Source organism: Nocardia nova (genome assembly GCF_002933465.1).
GTDB classification, from domain to species: domain Bacteria; phylum Actinomycetota; class Actinomycetes; order Mycobacteriales; family Mycobacteriaceae; genus Nocardia; species Nocardia nova_B.
The window spans coordinates 1-16,124 of record NZ_PSZE01000011.1; the positions used below are offsets into that span (position 1 = coordinate 1).

At 68.6% G+C, this 16,124-nt stretch carries 16 protein-coding genes; 9 read left to right on the forward strand and 7 right to left on the reverse strand.

From position 1 onward, the window contains the following. Window positions 1-606: 606 nt before the first annotated feature. A complete protein-coding gene (locus C5E41_RS33875) occupies window positions 607-762 on the forward strand; it encodes a hypothetical protein (RefSeq protein WP_169812423.1) in 156 nt (51 codons plus the stop codon). A gap of 1 nt (window position 763) precedes the next feature. Here C5E41_RS33875 and C5E41_RS15225 read toward each other — a convergent pair whose 3' ends face one another. The 3 genes from C5E41_RS15225 to C5E41_RS15235 all read right to left on the reverse strand — a co-directional run bounded on the left by C5E41_RS15225 (window position 764) and on the right by C5E41_RS15235 (window position 2,025). Next, entirely contained in the window at window positions 764-1,186 is a 423-nt protein-coding gene (locus C5E41_RS15225; RefSeq protein ID WP_104376651.1) for an organic hydroperoxide resistance protein, read from the reverse strand. A gap of 5 nt (window positions 1,187-1,191) precedes the next feature. After that, window positions 1,192-1,665 (reverse strand): MarR family winged helix-turn-helix transcriptional regulator, encoded by a 474-nt coding sequence (locus C5E41_RS15230; RefSeq protein WP_104376504.1) that lies wholly within the window; start codon window positions 1,663-1,665, stop codon window positions 1,192-1,194. Between the two features lie 174 nt (window positions 1,666-1,839). Continuing rightward, a complete protein-coding gene (locus C5E41_RS15235; protein ID WP_104376505.1) occupies window positions 1,840-2,025 on the reverse strand; it encodes a hypothetical protein in 186 nt (61 codons plus the stop codon). A 143-nt stretch (window positions 2,026-2,168) separates the two neighbouring features. Here C5E41_RS15235 and C5E41_RS15240 point away from each other — a divergent pair, with 143 nt between their 5' ends. Further along, window positions 2,169-2,372, forward strand: coding sequence for a hypothetical protein (locus C5E41_RS15240; RefSeq protein WP_146097567.1), 204 nt, complete (start codon window positions 2,169-2,171; stop codon window positions 2,370-2,372). Window positions 2,373-2,379: 7 nt separating this feature from the next. On the opposite strand, the gene C5E41_RS33880 is transcribed toward C5E41_RS15240, so the two are convergent. The 3 genes from C5E41_RS33880 to C5E41_RS15250 are packed head-to-tail and all read right to left on the reverse strand — an operon-like array spanning window position 2,380 to window position 4,834. Next, entirely contained in the window at window positions 2,380-2,517 is a 138-nt protein-coding gene (locus C5E41_RS33880) for a hypothetical protein (RefSeq protein WP_181063259.1), read from the reverse strand. 17 nt (window positions 2,518-2,534) lie between these two features. Then, on the reverse strand, window positions 2,535-3,953 hold the full coding sequence (locus C5E41_RS15245; protein WP_104376507.1) for an amidase: 1,419 nt from the start codon (window positions 3,951-3,953) through the stop codon (window positions 2,535-2,537). 59 nt (window positions 3,954-4,012) lie between these two features. Beyond that, the gene (locus C5E41_RS15250; protein ID WP_104376508.1) at window positions 4,013-4,834 is read right to left on the reverse strand and encodes a GntR family transcriptional regulator; all 822 of its coding nucleotides are present in this window, start codon (window positions 4,832-4,834) and stop codon (window positions 4,013-4,015) included. Window positions 4,835-5,125: 291 nt separating this feature from the next. On the opposite strand from C5E41_RS15250, the gene C5E41_RS15255 reads away from it, so the two are divergent. After that, on the forward strand, window positions 5,126-5,566 hold the full coding sequence (locus tag C5E41_RS15255; RefSeq protein WP_104376509.1) for a VOC family protein: 441 nt from the start codon (window positions 5,126-5,128) through the stop codon (window positions 5,564-5,566). A gap of 62 nt (window positions 5,567-5,628) precedes the next feature. Here C5E41_RS15255 and C5E41_RS15260 read toward each other — a convergent pair whose 3' ends face one another. Beyond that, window positions 5,629-6,492, reverse strand: coding sequence for an NAD(P)-dependent oxidoreductase (locus C5E41_RS15260; protein WP_146097568.1), 864 nt, complete (start codon window positions 6,490-6,492; stop codon window positions 5,629-5,631). A 469-nt stretch (window positions 6,493-6,961) separates the two neighbouring features. On the opposite strand from C5E41_RS15260, the gene C5E41_RS15265 reads away from it, so the two are divergent. From C5E41_RS15265 to pgsA, 6 genes are all read left to right on the forward strand, one after another. Next, the gene (locus C5E41_RS15265; RefSeq protein ID WP_104376511.1) at window positions 6,962-9,172 is read left to right on the forward strand and encodes a SulP family inorganic anion transporter; all 2,211 of its coding nucleotides are present in this window, start codon (window positions 6,962-6,964) and stop codon (window positions 9,170-9,172) included. Window positions 9,173-9,460: 288 nt separating this feature from the next. Then, complete coding sequence (locus tag C5E41_RS15270) at window positions 9,461-11,701, forward strand: SulP family inorganic anion transporter (RefSeq protein ID WP_104376512.1); 2,241 nt, start codon at window positions 9,461-9,463, stop codon at window positions 11,699-11,701. 250 nt (window positions 11,702-11,951) lie between these two features. After that, entirely contained in the window at window positions 11,952-12,593 is a 642-nt protein-coding gene (locus tag C5E41_RS15275; protein ID WP_104376513.1) for a (2Fe-2S)-binding protein, read from the forward strand. A gap of 148 nt (window positions 12,594-12,741) precedes the next feature. Continuing rightward, window positions 12,742-14,799: a threonine--tRNA ligase gene (gene thrS / locus C5E41_RS15280; protein WP_104376514.1), complete on the forward strand. Its 2,058-nt coding sequence runs from the start codon at window positions 12,742-12,744 to the stop codon at window positions 14,797-14,799. Between the two features lie 8 nt (window positions 14,800-14,807). Next, on the forward strand, window positions 14,808-15,446 hold the full coding sequence (locus C5E41_RS15285) for an HIT family protein (protein WP_104376515.1): 639 nt from the start codon (window positions 14,808-14,810) through the stop codon (window positions 15,444-15,446). A 1-nt stretch (window position 15,447) separates the two neighbouring features. Then, entirely contained in the window at window positions 15,448-16,119 is a 672-nt protein-coding gene (gene pgsA / locus C5E41_RS15290; RefSeq protein ID WP_104376516.1) for a phosphatidylinositol phosphate synthase, read from the forward strand. The last annotated feature ends 5 nt before the right edge of the window (window positions 16,120-16,124 follow it).

Sequence of the window (16,124 nt, forward strand, 5' to 3'; positions counted from 1 at the left end):
CATACGAGATACTGATCGGTCTCGTGGGCTCGGAGATGTGTATAAGAGACAGGCGTTGCAACGGGGGCTGCTGGGGTCGGTCAGCTCGGCCCTGGTTCATCACGCGCGGTGTCCGGTGGTGGTCGTCACATCGCATTCGGCCACCGACCCGGTCACGGCGCGGCGTCCGGTGCTGGTCGGTGTAGACGGCAGCGAGAACAGCGAACCCGCCGTCGAGGCGGCCTTCGCCGAGGCGCACCGGCGTGCCGTCGAGGTGGTGGCGCTGCATTCGTGGAGCGATACCACCGGTCTCGACATTTCGATGTTCGGCTGGGATACCATCGTCCGCGCCGAACACACCATGCTCGCCGAGCGGCTCGCGCCGTGGCGCGAACGGTATCCCGATCTGCCGGTCACTCTGCGTGTGGTGCGCGACAACCCCGCGAAATCTCTTCTGGAGCAATCGGATTCGGCGCAACTGGTGGTGGTGGGCAGCCGCGGCCGCGGCGGGTTCGCCGGGATGCTGCTCGGTTCGACCAGTGCGGCGCTGGTCGGTTCGGTCGAATGCCCGATCATGGTGGTGCGCCGCTGACGGCGCACCACGACGCCCGACTACGAGGAGATGTCATGTGCGTCCCGACTACCTGCACGACCTGCGGTAAGACCACCTGGTCCGGCTGCGGCGCCCACATCGACGAGGTGCGCGCGACGGTGCCGGCCGACCGGTGGTGTGGTGGCCACACCGAACCGGCGCCGGCGAAGCGCTGGTGGCAGCGCGGCTGATTCAGTCCTCGGCGACGATCACGTGGACGTCGATGTTGCCACGGGTCGCATTGGAATACGGGCACACCTGGTGCGCCTTATCGGCCAGCGCCTGAGCCTCCTCGCGGGCCAGGTGCGGCAGTGACACCTCCAGAGTCACCTCGAGGCCGAAGCCGCCCGCGTCGTTCGGGCCGATGCCGACCTTCGCTCCGACCGCGGAATCGCTGACATCGGCCTTTTCCTGCTTACCGACCAGACGTAGCGCGGAGTGGAAGCATGCGGCGTATCCGGCGGCGAACAGCTGCTCCGGGTTGGTGCCCCCCCCGCTGCCGCCCATCTCCGGCGGCATGGCGAGGGCGACGTCGATCTTGCCGTCGGTGGTGCGGGCGTGGCCGTTGCGGCCGTCTCCGGTGGCCAGGGCCTCGGCGGTGTAGAGGGTTGCCATATCGGTCATCGCTTTCTCTCGGTGGATGCGCCTTCGGCATCCGGTTCGGTGTTCAGCACGGCAGTCAGCCGGGCCAGGGTTTCGCGCAATGTCACCAGCTCGTCCAGCGACAGTCCGCCGCCGAAGGTGGCGGCCATGCGCGCCGGAATGTCGCACGCCCGTTCCCGCAGCGCGCTTCCGCGTTCGGTGAGCCGGATCTCGACCCGGCGTTCGTCGTCCGCGACCCGCCGGCGCTCGACGAATCCGGCGGCCTCGAGCCGCTTCAACAGCGGTGAGAGCGTGCCGGAATCCAGGGCGAGGGCGGAGCAGAGATCGCCGACGCCGCGCCCGTCGCGCTCCCACAGCGCCAGCATGACCAGATACTGCGGATACGTCAGGCCCAATGCGTCCAGCTGCGGCCGATAGCGGGCCGTGATCGCGCGGGAGGCGGCGTACAGCTGGAAGCACAGCTGCTGGTCGAGCGCCATCGGATCGGTCACAGCTACGAATGTAGGACACAATAAGGTTGTGCACAACCTAAATGGGATATGTGCTGGATCACCGATCGCGTGGGAGGCCGGCATATCGGCCGACGTGCGTGGTCCGGCGCCGCCGTCTCCGGGGATCGCGGCTGTGATACTCGATATGGAGTCCGTCTCAGACCGGAGGCGTCCTCACGCCGAAATCGCCCGCGCGACCATCTCCGCGATCTCGTCGTCGCTCAGTGTGCTGCGTTCGACGAGTATGTGTGACAACACGGTGCGCACGATGATCTCGGCGGCTTGTTCCGGTGTCACTCTCAGCTCGTCGGCCCGCTGCAGAGACAGCAGTGGGGTCAGCAGCGCGGCGACGGTTTCCACGGGGTTGCGCTCGGCATCCAGGTGCGTGACGGCGGCGTTCAGCAGCCACTGCGGCTCGTGCGTGCGGATTGTTTCCTCGGCTGAGACTAATTTGCCGGTCAGCCTCGCCGAATGCGATGAAGGTGGCTCGATGGCGAGAATCGGTGAACACGCGGTGGTTCTATCGCGTGATGGGGCTGACGCAACGGCCGGCCGCGCTGTTTCGTCCCGATCCGGTCGCACGCCTCGCGGTCGGTGCGGCCCGCGAGGCGGCGGTGGCGGCGGCCGGCCGCCGGGCCGGTCGAATCGGTGGCATCGCGGCGGCACTGGGGCCGGCACGATGCCACCACGTCGTGAAACGCCGGTGAGGCACCCTCAGGTGAGGTCGAAACCACCTGCCGGGTCGGCCCAGCGGGTGGCGTCGACCGCGGCGAGCAGCTCGGCCATAGCGCGCACGGTGGCGCGCATCGTGTCGACCGCGGCGATTTCCTCGGGGTCGGTGGTCCAGGTCATAATCGGCTCCTGACGGTTCAGCGGAGAGCGGTGGGGATCTCGGTGTGGTGGGTGGTGCGGCGCTGGTAGGCATCGCCGGCGCGCAGGACGGTGGCCTCGTCGAAATGACTGCCGGACACCGACATCGACAGTGGCAGGCCGTCGGCGGTGGTGCCGATCGGCAGCGCGAGCGTGGGATTGCCGAGCGGGTTCCAATACGGCGTATGCAGACTCGACAGCACACCCATCGGTTGCCGTTGATCCAGATCGGCGATCGCGGGGGCGCCGAGATGCCCGGTCGGTGTCACCACCAGGTCGACCTTGGTCAGCAGTTCGGTCATTCGCTGCCGGCCGATGCGGCGAACCCGCTGGGCCTGAACGTAATCCGGGCCGCTGACCGCATCGCCGCCGGCGAGGATGATGCGGGTGGCCCGGCCGTAATCCGCCCAGCGTTCGCGCAGTGCGGGCCGGTGGTAGGCGTGCGCCTCCGCGAGCATGACCACGACATCGACCGCGGTCAGTTCCCGGTACATCGGCACCTCCACGGGAACGATCCGGGCGCCCGCCTCGGCGAACACGGCCACCGCATCGGAAAACCGCTGTGGCTGAGCGGGATCGATACCGCCGTCGGCGAACCGGTCCAGGGTGTCCACACCGATGGTCAGTCCGCTCAGATCATCGGTGAGCGCGCCGGGATAGTCGTCGACCGGCGTGTGCGCACTGTAGGGATCGGCTGGGTCGTAGCCCGCCAGCACCGCCAGCAGCAGGGCGCAGTCGGCGGCCGACCGAGCCATCGGGCCCGGATGGTCGAGGGTGTAGCCCAGCGGAACCACACCGGACTTCGGGACGCGGCCGAAAGTCGGCTTCAATCCGGTGATTCCGTTGAAGGCCGCCGGGATCCGGATACTGCCCGCGGTGTCGGTCCCGACGGCGCCGAGGAACATTCCGGCGGCCACGCCGCTGCCCGATCCCGAACTCGACCCGCCCGCCCAGCGGGACGAATCCCACGGATTACGGGGTACCGGAAAGGGTTTGGCCGGATCCGGGAGACCGATGGCGAATTCCATCGTGGTCACCTTTCCGGTGACGACGGCGCCGGCCTCCTCGAGCCGGCGGACCACCGTGCAATCACCCTGGGCGGCACCCCAGCCGGGATCGAGAACCAGACTCTGCGCGGTGGTCGGCGCCGCGGAATGAGCGAGAATATCCTTGATTCCCACCGGGATTCCGGCCAGCGGCCCGACCGGAACGCCGGCGGCCAGCTTCTCGTCGATGCGCGCGGCCTGGGCGAGGGCACGCTCGTCGAACCGCGACAGGTAGACACCGAGCGCCGCATCGTGCGCGTCGGCGGCGGCGAGTGCCTGTTCGATTAGCCGGGTGGCGGTGGTCTCGCCGGAGCGCAGCGCGGCGGCGGCTTCGGTCAGGCCGGAGAGTACGGGTGGGTCGGCGAGTGTCATGGTCGTCCTCACATCAGCGGGGCAGGGATATCGGCGGGGGAGGTGTCGGTGGGCGAGTCTCAGCGGGGCAGGGCGGCGGTCATGTCGAGGCGGGGGATGGCACCGAGTTCGAGCTGCATCTCGGCACGGCAGGAGCCCAGGGCGTAATCGACGGCGACCCCGCCGCGGGTGCGGATGGTTTGTTCCACCAGTAGCACCGGCTCGCCGGGCAGGACGTGCAGCAGCGCCGCGGTGCAGTCGTCGGCGCGCGCGGCTTGGACGCCGACGTCGCTGCCACCGACATCCACCCGGCCGCCGCGCAGCAGGCTGTAGAAATCGTCGCCGAATGCGGCCTGGTCGATTCGCGTCGCCTCCGGTGCGCGCAGGTAATTGGTGAACACCGCGAGCGGGCGACCGTCGAGTAGCAGGACGTATTCGACGCAGAGGCAATCGTCTCCGGGCCGGACGCCGGCCAGATGGGCGGCGATCACCGGCGGTGCCGGGATCCAGGCCCAATACAGCAGGCGAGGTGAGATCCGGCCCAGGGCCAGGTGCTGCTCGAGCGTCCGGCCCTCCGGCGGCAGCGCGCCGGAGACGACGTAGTGCTCACTGACCGCCACCGTGCCCACTCCGCGGCGTCGCTCGATCAGCCCGTCGGCACGCAGCATGCTCAGCGCGGCGCGGACCACGTCACGCGGGAGATGGTGGCGGGCCATCAATTCCGGCTCGCCGGGCAACCGTCCGGTGCCGAACGCGCCCGCCCGCAGGTCGGCGCGCAGCAGATCCCGCAGCCGCCGGGCGGGTAGTTGCGCTGCGGCGGGGAGGATTTCGCGCATCTGATCATCGAACACCCGGCGGTCGCGGGCGGTCTCGGAGTGGAGCTGTTCGGAGCGGTGGTGCATGCCGGTAGCGTGCAGAGAATCCGCGTTACGCGACAAGGGCTCGCGGTAAAGACCTGGTTACGCGGCCGGCCGGGTCGGTGCGCACCGGCGCTACCAGCGGTTTTCGGTGCCGCCGGACGGCATTTCGCGGCCGCGCCGCAGTACGCGGCCCGGCCCGCAACATCGGTGCGGGGAGTTACGCGGGCGGGTGGTGGGAGCGAGAACGCTCGGACGGTATGTCCGATCCGTTCAAGACATGCCCGGTGCCGGCGGGTTGACTGCATGCGGAAACGACGAGAACGGAGGTATAGGGTGCGAGCACAGATCCACACGATCACGCTGGGTGTGCGCGATCTGGACGTGTCGTTGCGGTTCTACCGCGCGCTCGGATTGGAGTCGCCGGGGATCATCGGGACCGAATTCCGGCCCGACGCCGAGAATCCGGGCGGCGCGGTCGTCATGTTCACGCTGGACAACGGTGTGACGCTGGCGTTGTACGGCCGCGACGACCTGGCCAAGGACGCGGGCATCCCGGTGGACCGGCTCCACGGTTCGGCGATGAGTCTGGGCTGGTTCGTCGACAGTGACGCCGAGGCGGAACGCGTTCTGGAACTCGCCGGCGCGTCCGGTGGCACCGTGGTCCAGCCGGCGCGGATCCGGCCGTGGGGAATCTATGCCGGCTACTTCGCCGACCCCGACGGTCATCTGTGGGAGGTCGTGCACTTCGCTCAGTCGGGAGTCGGCACGCCCTGAGTCGCGCTGCGGAAGCGGCCGGTCCCGCGTCGCCGAATCCGACAGTCGCCGGACCGAATCGCTCAACCCTGTGCCGAGTCGCCGCTCTCTCGGTACAGCGCGGCGATCGCCGCGATGTCGGCGCCGGGATTCGTTCGGGCCGCATCCTCGTAGCGCGTGCGGACGACCTCGGCCAGCGGCAGGTGGACGCCCGCCTCCGTGGCGATGTCGAAGGCCAGCCCCGCGTCCTTGGCGCCGAGGACGGTCGTCCACCATCCCTGCGGGGACGCGGTGAGCACGGCGTCGAAGCGGTTCGCCAACGCGGGCGCGAGGACCGGCGCGTCGGCGAGCAATTCACGCAGCTGATCGTCGCCGAATCCGCCGGATCGCCCCACGGCGAACGCTTCCGCCAGCGCCGCCACCCCGGTGATCAGCAGGAAATTCGTGGTCACCTTGGCGGTCAGCGCATGTGCCGCCGAATCGTAGTGGCGCACTCGTTCGGAGAGCGTGCCGAGCAGAAGTGCGAGCCGGCCCCGCAACTGCGCGGGCCCACCGGCCAGCAGCGTTGCCTTCCCGGCTGTGACCGCGCCGGGCGCGCCCACGATCGGAAGGGCGAGAAACCGGTCGCCGAAGGCGTCGGCGAGGGCGGCGCCCAGTGCGGGGGAGACGGTCGAGCAGTCGATATAGGGGGTGCCGGAATCGAGGGACGTCTGCAGCTCGCCGAAGGCCACCGAGGTGACCGCCGCGTCGTCGGCGAGCGCGGTGAGGGCCGCGTCGACTCCCGACACGGCCGCCGCGACAGTTCCGGCCTCCGTCGCGCCGGCCGAAATCAGTTCGGCCGCTTTACCTTCGGTGCGGTTCCATACCGTCACCCGATGCCCGCCGTCGAGCAGGCGCCCGGCCACGGCGCGGCCCATCCGTCCCATACCCAGTACCGCGATATGCACTGTTGCCTCCTCGTCTCGGTCCCGGTCGGCGCACGACACCGACCCTGCCTTCCCACTGTCCCGCAGTGCGCCGCCGTGGTCGCGATCGCCCTCGGTGATAGGCGAATCGTACAAATGACCAGCAACGCCGCTGCGGTAGTATCGCCTGTGGGCGCAGCGAAGCGATTCTGCGCCATCGGTTTTCGGTGGTCTCCTTCGCTCCGGGGGATTTCCGGGGTAGTACACTTCGGATCGAGTTTGTGATATAGATCACAATTAGGTACCGGCGCCGACTTTTGTGCTGAAAACCCTTTCCAACTGCTTTGCGTTGTCTTTACTATTAAGCGCGTTGTGCCGGTGCCCGGCTTGCATGTCCGGATGCGTGGCCGGCGCAACACATCTCGCGTTATCCGCTTCGCCCGCCCGCTCTCGATGCCAGTACATGTTCCACCGATGGACCGAACCGACACCGGTTCGGCGAAGGAGAAATATGTCCACCGACACCGACTCGGTCCGACGGACGTCACCTCGGAGCTTCTCGGTCGCTTTACGACATGATCTACCCGCCTCCGTGGTGGTTTTCCTCGTCGCGTTACCCCTGTCCATCGGTGTGGCCGTCGCCATGGGCGCGCCGGTCGCGGCCGGGCTGATCGCCGCCGTCGTCGGCGGTCTGGTCGCCGGGCTGTGTGGCGGTTCGGTCCTGCAGGTCAGCGGGCCCACCGCCAGCCTCACCGTGGTGGTGGCCGAGTCCATTCACCAGTTCGGCTGGGCGACAACCTGTTTCATCACCGTGTGCGCCGGTGCGCTGCAGGTGGTGTTCGGCCTGAGCCGCATCGCACGCGCCGCGCTGGCCATCGCGCCGGTAGTGGTGCACGCGATGCTCGCCGGCATCGGGGTGGTGATCGCACTGCAGCAGTTGCATGTGCTGCTGGGCGGGCAGACGTTGAGCTCGTCGTGGGCGAGCATCGCGCAGCTGCCGCATCAACTGACCGTGATGCACACGGGGGACGCGCTCGTCGGCGGGGTGGTGATCGCGATCATGCTGGGCTGGCGCTATCTGCCCGGCCGGGTGCGGGCGGTCCCGGCGCCGCTGGCCGCGGTGGTCGCGGCGACCGCGCTCGCGATGGTGGTCCCCACCAGTGTGGAACGCATCACCCTGCACGGCTCGCTGTTCGACGCGATGTCGTTACCGCAACTGCCGCACGGCAATTGGAGTGCCGTCGCGCTGACCGCGTTCACCATCGCGCTGATCGCCAGCGTGGAGACGCTGCTGTCCGCGGTGGCCGTCGACCGGTTGCGCCCGGAGTACCGCACCGACCTCGACCGCGAACTGCTCGGGCAGGGCGTGGCGAATATGACCTCCGGCATGCTCGGCGGCCTGCCCATCGCCGCGGTCATCGTCCGAAGCATCACCAACGCCAAGGCCGGTGCGCGGACCAAGGCCTCCACCATGCTCAGTGGCGTGTGGGTGCTGGTCTTCTCGGTCGCGCTGGTGGAGGTGGTGCGCCAGATTCCGAAGGCCGCGCTGGCCGGCCTGTTGATCGTCATCGGCATCGGACTGGTGAAACTCGCGCACATCCGCCTCGCGCGCCGGGCCGGTGATCTGATCGTCTATGCCGCAACGGTTCTCGTGGTGATCTTCGGGAACCTGCTGCTGGGCATGCTGATCGGGCTGGTGCTCTCGTTCGCGCTGCTCATGTGGCGCGTGGTGCGGGTGGTGATCGTGGCCGCGCCGGTCGGTGACACCGGGCGCTGGCTGGTGACCGTGGACGGTTCGGCCACCTTCCTGGCCCTGCCGCGGCTCACCGCCCAGCTGGCGCAGATCCCCGCGGGGGTTGCGGTCACCGTGGAGATGACCGTCGACTTCATCGACCACGCCGCATCCGACACCCTGCACGAATGGGCGCAGCGGCACGAAAGCCTCGGCGGTACGGTGCAATTCGTCGAACTCGGCGCCGTCCGGATCGCCGACCTCACCGCGGGACCGCCCGCGCGCGGGCACGCCCGCCGGATGCTCGACGACGTCCTCGCGCCCTGGCGTCCGACCACCCGCACCGACCGGATCGCGGCCGGGATCGCGGCCTACCACCGCGGCCACGCCCACATGATGCGCCCGCATCTGGACGAACTGCGGCACACTCAGGATCCGGAATCGCTGTTCGTCACCTGCGCCGATTCCCGCATCGTGCCCAACGTGATCACCAACAGCGGCCCGGGCGATCTGTTCACCGTGCGCAATATCGGCAATCTGATCCCCGCCGACGGCCGCGACACCTCGGTCGAGGCCGCGCTGGTCTACGCGCTGAACACACTCGACGTGCGCTCGGTCGTCGTCTGCGGGCATTCCGGCTGCGGGGCCATGGACGCGCTGCATCATGGTCTGCACACCGGTTCGGGTCTCGACGACTGGCTCGCGCACGGACGCCCCGCGCTCGAGCGCTTCCGGGCGGGGCATCCGGTCGCGGCGGCGGCCGCGGCCGCCGGCTACGGCGAGGTCGACCAGCTGGGCATGGTGAACGTGGCCGTGCAGATCGAAACCCTGTCCGCCCATCCCGTCGTGCGTCGCGGGATCGAGGCGCGCGGTGTGGTGCTGTCGGGACTGTTCTTCGATATCGCCACTGCCCGTGTGCTCGCAATCACACCCGATGGTCTCGCCGATATCGACGACCTCCGGCACCCCGTGCCGGTTCCGGTTTCCTGAAAGGAGCCTTCCCAATTTTGGCAATTCGCCGGGTGGAAAACGTGCGCTGAGCGGGCGCACAGTGGTGCCGGTGCAGGTCACAGCTCCAGGTCGTGAGGGCCGTCACATCGAAGCCGGAACGTGTGCGAGGCTAAATATCCTTTTCTAAGGCTTTGCTTAGTCTTTACTATTAGGGTTGCCCTCGCTTCCGGCTCACTGCTGGACAACGAAGTCTCGCAGCTGAATTCGATGCCTGGAGAACATGTTCGACCGACCGGACCGCCGCGGCGGCTCCGGTGAAGGAGCAATATGTCCACCGACACCGTCGCTACGTCCAGACCCTCGGCCCCGCCGGGCCCCAGCTGGTCGGACCGGATGAACTCGGTCCTTCGACACGATCTGCCCGCTTCTGTCGTCGTCTTTCTCGTCGCCCTGCCGCTCTCGATCGGCATCGCGGTCGCCACCGGCGCTCCGGTCGCGGCCGGACTCATCGCCGCCGCCGTGGGCGGCATCGTGGTGGGCGCTCTGGGGGGCTCCGTCCTACAGGTCAGCGGCCCGGCCGCCGGACTGACCGTGGTCATGGCCGAGACCATCAATCAATTCGGCTGGAAGACAACCTGTTTCATCACCGTCGGCGCGGGCGTGCTGCAGATCGTGTTCGGCCTGAGCCGGATCGCGCGTGCCGCGCTCGCCATCGCACCGGTCGTCGTGCACGCCATGCTCGCCGGCATCGGTATCACGATCGCCTTGCAGCAGGTTCATGTCCTGCTCGGCGGATCGTCGCAGAGCTCGGCGTGGGAGAACGTCACCGAGTTGCCGAATCAGCTGCTGCATCTCAGCGGCGTCGACGTCGTGATCGGCGGGCTGGTCATCGCGATCATGCTCTGCTGGCGCTACGTGCCGGCCAAGATCCGGGTGGTGCCCGGACCGCTGGTGGCGATCGTGGTCGCCACCGCCCTGTCGCTGGTGCTGCCGGGCGACCCTGCCCGCATCACGATGAGCGGTTCGCTGTTCGACGCCATCGGCCTGCCGGACATGCCCAGCGGAGACTGGAGCGGCGTCGCACTGGCGGTGCTGACCGTGGCCCTGATCGCCAGCGTGGAGAGTCTGTTGTCGGCGGTCGCCGTCGACAAGATGCACAACGGCCCGCGGACCAACTTCGATCGTGAGCTCATGGCGCAGGGTGCCGCCAACGTGACCTCGGGCATGATCGGTGGCCTGCCGGTTACCGGCGTGATCGTGCGCAGTGCGACCAATGTGACCGCCGGTGCGCGCAGCCGGGCGTCGGCGCTGCTGCACGGCGTCTGGGTGCTGGTGTTCTCGATCGCCCTGGTGGGTGTCGTCGAGCAGATCCCGAAATCGGCCCTGGCCGGACTGCTGGTGATGATCGGCATGCAGCTGGTGAAGCTGGCCCACATCAAGATGGCGCACCGCACCGGTGAACTGGTGATCTACGCGGTGACCATCGCCGCGGTGGTGTTCCTGAACCTGCTCGAGGGTGTGCTGATCGGCCTGGTCGTCGCCTTCGCCCTGCTGCTGTGGCGCGTGGTGCGCGTCTCGGTCGAGGCCGCTCCGGTCGAGGGAACCGACCGGTGGCTGGTGAGCGTGGACGGCACCTGCACCTTCCTCGCTCTGCCGAAGCTGACCGGGCAGCTGGCCAAGGTGCCCGCCGGCGCCGAGGTCCTGGTGGAGCTGACGGTCGACTTCCTCGACCACGCCGCATACGACGCCATTCATTCCTGGGCGCAGCAGCACGAAAGTACCGGCGGCACCGTGGAATTCGTCGAGATCGGGACGGCGCGGATGGCCGACGCGGCCGAGCGCCCGCCGCGGCGCGCCGGGGCCCGCGGGCTGCTCGACGACGTCCTGGGGCCGTGGCGTTCCGAAGGTGGCAATCCGGTCGCCGCCGGTGTCGCCGCCTACCATCGCAGCCACGCGCACGTGATGCGGCCGCATCTGGACGAACTGCGCGACGGGCAGGACCCGGACTCCTTCTTCCTGACCTGCTCCGACTCGCGGATCGTGCCGAATGTGATCACCAACAGCGGTCCGGGTGACCTGTTCACCGTCCGCAATATCGGCAATCTGATCCCGCCGCGCGGCACCGATGTGTCGGTGGACGCGGCGCTCAGCTTCGCGCTGCACAATTTGTCGGTGCGCAACGTCGTGGTGTGCGGACATTCCGGCTGTGGCGCGATGAACGCCCTGCTGTCCGACCGGTCCGCCGGCCCCGATATCGACGACTGGCTGACCCACGGCGCCGAGGCCCTGCAGCGCTACCGCGGCGGCCATCCGGTGGCGGCGGCCGCGGCGGCCGCCGGTTACGGTCCGGCCGACCAGCTGAGCATGGTCAACGTCGCGGTCCAGCTCGAGACGCTGCGGGAGCATCCGGTCGTCGCACGGGCCGTCGATGAGCGCGGTGTTGCGCTTTCGGGCCTGTTCTTCGATATCGGAACCGCACGGGTCCTCGAGGTCACCACGACCGGCATCGCCGAGATCACCGATGCCGAGCGACCCGGAATACCCGCCCTGGATCGGACCCACGCCTGATCCGGGCGCAGGGTGCGCGAGTTCGGCAGCCCGACAGCCGAACTCGCGCACCCGTCCACCTTCGCCGCGGCAGCCGTTCCGCCACGACCGGGGGACGGCTGCCGCGGCGCGCCCCGAGCGTCGGCGTCGCGCACGCCGATACGCTGAGCGGCGGCGCGCCACGGCCGGGACCTCAATCCGAGCGCGCCGGCCATGCCATGGTGGAGGTGGTGCATTCGGTGGATCGATGTGGATCGGAGTCGGAGGGGAAATGGTTGCGCAGTCGGTGGCGTCCGGGGGCCCCGCCCATGTGGCGGGCGTCAAACTCACCGAGCCCGCGTGGCTGTCGGAACGGATCGCCGATATGGGAATCTCCTGGGGCACAGGCAATTCCCGCGTGTCGGGCACGCTGTGGTGGTGTATGGCCGCCTCGGCGCTGGTGGATCCGATCACCGAGGCGTATGCGAGCGGCGCACCAGCGCCCGACCCCACGCTGGAACGGCTGCGCTGCGAGATCCGGCCCGACGGCGGCATCGAGCGGATCGTGCCCGAAGCCGTGAGCGAGTCCGAAGCGGTCGGCGCGGCGCTGGGCGAGTCGCTGCGGCGGGTCATCCCGGTGGTGGCCCGGGTGACCGGCGCCGGTCCGGCGGCGCTGTGGGCGATCGTCGCCGACGCGATCGGCAACCGGGCCATCGATGCGGGCGACCCCGAGGCGGGTGGGCGGCTGGCCGCCCAGGTCGGCGACCGCCTGCCCGCGCCGCGATTCACCGACGTCGAATCGCGCACGTTCGTGCGGCGGACCTCCTGCTGTCTGGTCTACGAGGTGCCCGGCTGCGGTATGTGCACCAGCTGCCCCAAAAGGCCCGCCGCCGAGCGCGAGCGGCTGCTGACCGAGCTGGCCCGGCGCGGGTGAGCGGGCCGCGGCCGGTTCGCGGCCGGTCCATCGGCACGCGAGCGGTACTGTCCCGATAGCATTGGTCGCGCCGGTGACTTTTCTGTTCGTCGACCGGCCTGGACCAAGCCTGGACCAAGAATGCCGACATGTTAAGGAGAGCGCAGCCGTGACCACCTCAGCCCGCATAACCCCCGCCGCCCTCGTCCGGGTGCCGGCCGGGACGACGGCGGGCGCCGCGGTGCGCGAAGCGGGCCTGCCCACCAAGGGCCCCGACACCGTCGTCGTCGTGCGTGACGGCGAGGGCAACCTCAAGGACCTGTCCTGGGCACCCCAGACCGACGTCGAGGTCGAGGCCGTCACCGCCGACTCCGAGGACGGCCGCAGCGTCATCCGCCACTCAGCCGCCCACGTGCTGGCACAGGCGGTGCAGCAGGAGTTCCCGGAGGCCAAGCTCGGCATCGGCCCGCCGATCAAGGACGGCTTCTACTACGACTTCCAGGTCGAGCGGCCGTTCACTCCGGAGGATCTGACCAAGCTCGAATCTCGGATGAAGAAGATCATCAAAGGCGCGCAACGATTTTCGCGCCGGGTGGTCGAGGTCGACGAGGCTCGGGTGGAATTGGCCAAGGAGCCGTTCAAACTCGAGCTGATCGGCGACAAGTCGGGAATCGACGACCCGGAGATCATGGAGGTCGGCGGTAACGAGCTGACCATCTACGACAACCTCGACCCGCGCACGGGCGAGAAGGTGTGGGGCGACCTGTGCCGCGGCCCGCACATCCCGACCACGAAGTTCATTCCCGCGTTCAAGCTGACCCGCTCCTCGGCGGCGTACTGGCGCGGTGACCAGGAGCGCGAGGATCTGCAGCGCATCTACGGCACCGCCTGGGAGTCGGCGGAGGCGCAGGACCGCTACCTCACCATGCTCGCCGAGGCCGAGAAGCGCGACCACCGTAAGCTCGGTGCGGAACTGGACCTGTTCTCCTTCCCGGACGAACTGGGTTCCGGTCTGCCCGTCTTCCATCCCAAGGGCGGAATCATCCGCATGGAGATGGAGGACTATTCGCGCCGCAAGCATGTCGAGGCCGGTTACGAGTTCGTCAACACCCCGCACCTGACCAAGGCGCATCTGTTCGAGACCTCCAAGCATCTCGACTGGTACGCCGACGGCATGTTCCCGCCCATGCACCTGGACGCGGAATACAACGAGGACGGCACCGTCCGCAAACCCGGCCAGGACTACTACGTCAAGCCGATGAACTGTCCGATGCACTGCCTGATCTTCCGGTCCCGCGGCCGGTCGTACCGGGAGCTGCCGCTGCGGCTGTTCGAATTCGGCTCGGTCTACCGCTACGAGAAGTCCGGTGTCGTCCACGGCCTGACCCGCGCGCGGGGCTTCACCCAGGACGACGCGCACATCTACTGCGCCCAGGACCAGGTGGTCGACGAGCTCACCTCCACCCTGAACTTCGTGCTGGACCTGCTGAAGGACTACGGTCTGGACGACTTCTACCTGGAGCTGTCCACCAAGGATCCGAAGAAGTACGTGGGTTCGGACGAGCTGTGGGAGGAGGCCACCGAAACGCTGCGCAAGGTCGGTGAGGCCTCCGGGTTGACCCTGGTTCCGGATCCGGGCGGCGCGGCGTTCTACGGCCCGAAGATCTCGGTGCAGGCCAAGGACGCTCTCGGGCGCACCTGGCAGATGTCCACCATCCAGCTGGACTTCTTCGAACCCGGTCTGTTCGACCTGGAGTACACCGCCTCCGACGGCACCAAGAAGCAGCCGGTGATGATCCACCGCGCCCTGTTCGGCTCCATCGAGCGCTTCTTCGGCGTTCTCACCGAGCACTATGCGGGCGCCTTCCCGGCCTGGCTGGCTCCGGTGCAGGTGGTGGGCATCCCGGTTGCCGACGCCTTCGCCGACCATCTGGACGGGGTGGTGTCGCAGCTGCGCGCGCACGGCGTGCGCGCCGAGGTCGATCGCAGCGACGACCGGATGCAGAAGAAGATCTTCAACCACACCGCGCAGAAGGTGCCGTTCATGCTGCTGGCCGGCGAGCGCGATGCGAACGAGGGAGCGGTCAGCTTCCGATTCCGCGACGGCAGCAAGCTGAACGGTGTGCCGGTCGCCGATGCGGTGGCGACCGTCGTCGACTGGATCTCGCGGCGCGACAACGCCTCGCCGAGCGCGGAAGGATTCGAGGTCCGGACCGGTGGGGCGTGAGTGAGGGTATGGTGGAAGAGGCTGTGACGCAACAGGATCCGGGTCGGATCGTCGACACGGGAGCGGGGGACCCGGACCGGTTGCAGCGATTGTGGACCCCCTACCGGATGTCGTATATCACCGGCGCGGTCGCGGCCGATCGCGACAGCCGGAGCGCGGCGGCCGAGGCCGACGCGCCGGCCGGCGCCGAGGAGAAGACCTCGGCCGGGCTGAAGCATCCGTTCACCGAGATCCCGAAGATGTCGGACGAGGACGGACTGGTCATCGCGCGCGGTGAATGGGTGTTCGCGGTGCTCAACCTCTACCCGTACAACCCCGGCCACATGATGGTGGTGCCCTACCGGCGGGTGGCCGACCTCGAGGACCTCACCCCGGAGGAGAGCGCCGAACTGATGGCGTTCACTCAGCGGGCGATCCGGGTGATGAAGAAGGTGTCGCGGCCCGAGGGCTTCAACGTCGGGCTGAATCTCGGCGGGGTAGCCGGGGGATCGCTGGCCGACCACCTGCACCAGCACATCGTTCCCCGCTGGGGCGGGGACGCCAATTTCATCACCGTTGTCGGCGGGGTGAAGGTGATGCCGCAGTTGCTGCGGGAGACGCGGGCCCTGCTGGCCGGGGCGTGGCACGAGGCGAAGGAAGTCGAGTAGCGTGCTGAGCTTCTTCGGTCGGGCGACGTTCGCCAAGGCGACCGCGCCGCTGGGACGGGCGCTGGTGAGCACCGGGCTCACGCCCGACGCGATGACGCTCATCGGCACCACCGCCTCGATCGTCGCCGCGGTGACGCTGTTCCCGACCGATCACCTGTTCTGGGGAACGATGGTGATCTGGCTCTTCGTCATGTTCGACATGCTCGACGGGGCGATGGCCCGCGCCCGCGGCGGCGGCACGAAATACGGTGCGGTCCTCGACGCCACTTGTGACCGCGTCGCCGACGGCGCCATCTTCGGTGCGCTCGCGTGGTGGTCGGTGTATCACGAGCAGAGCAAGCACCTGTTCGTGGCGACGCTGGTGGTCCTGGTGACCTCGCAGGTGATCTCCTATGCCAAGGCGCGCGCGGAGGCGAGCGGGCTGTCGGCCGACGGCGGGATCATCGAACGTCCCGACCGTCTGGTGATCGTGCTGGTCGGGGCCGGATTCACCGGCATCGGTGGCTATTTCGACATCGAGTGGCTCACCTATGCGGTGTATGTCGCGATGTACATCCTGGCGGTGCTGAGCATCGTCACCGTCTTCCAACGAGTACTGGCGGTACGGAATTCGGCCGGTGCCCGCGACGTGATCGCGCCGGTGACCAAGGCCGACTCCGATACGGCGAAATGAAGGTG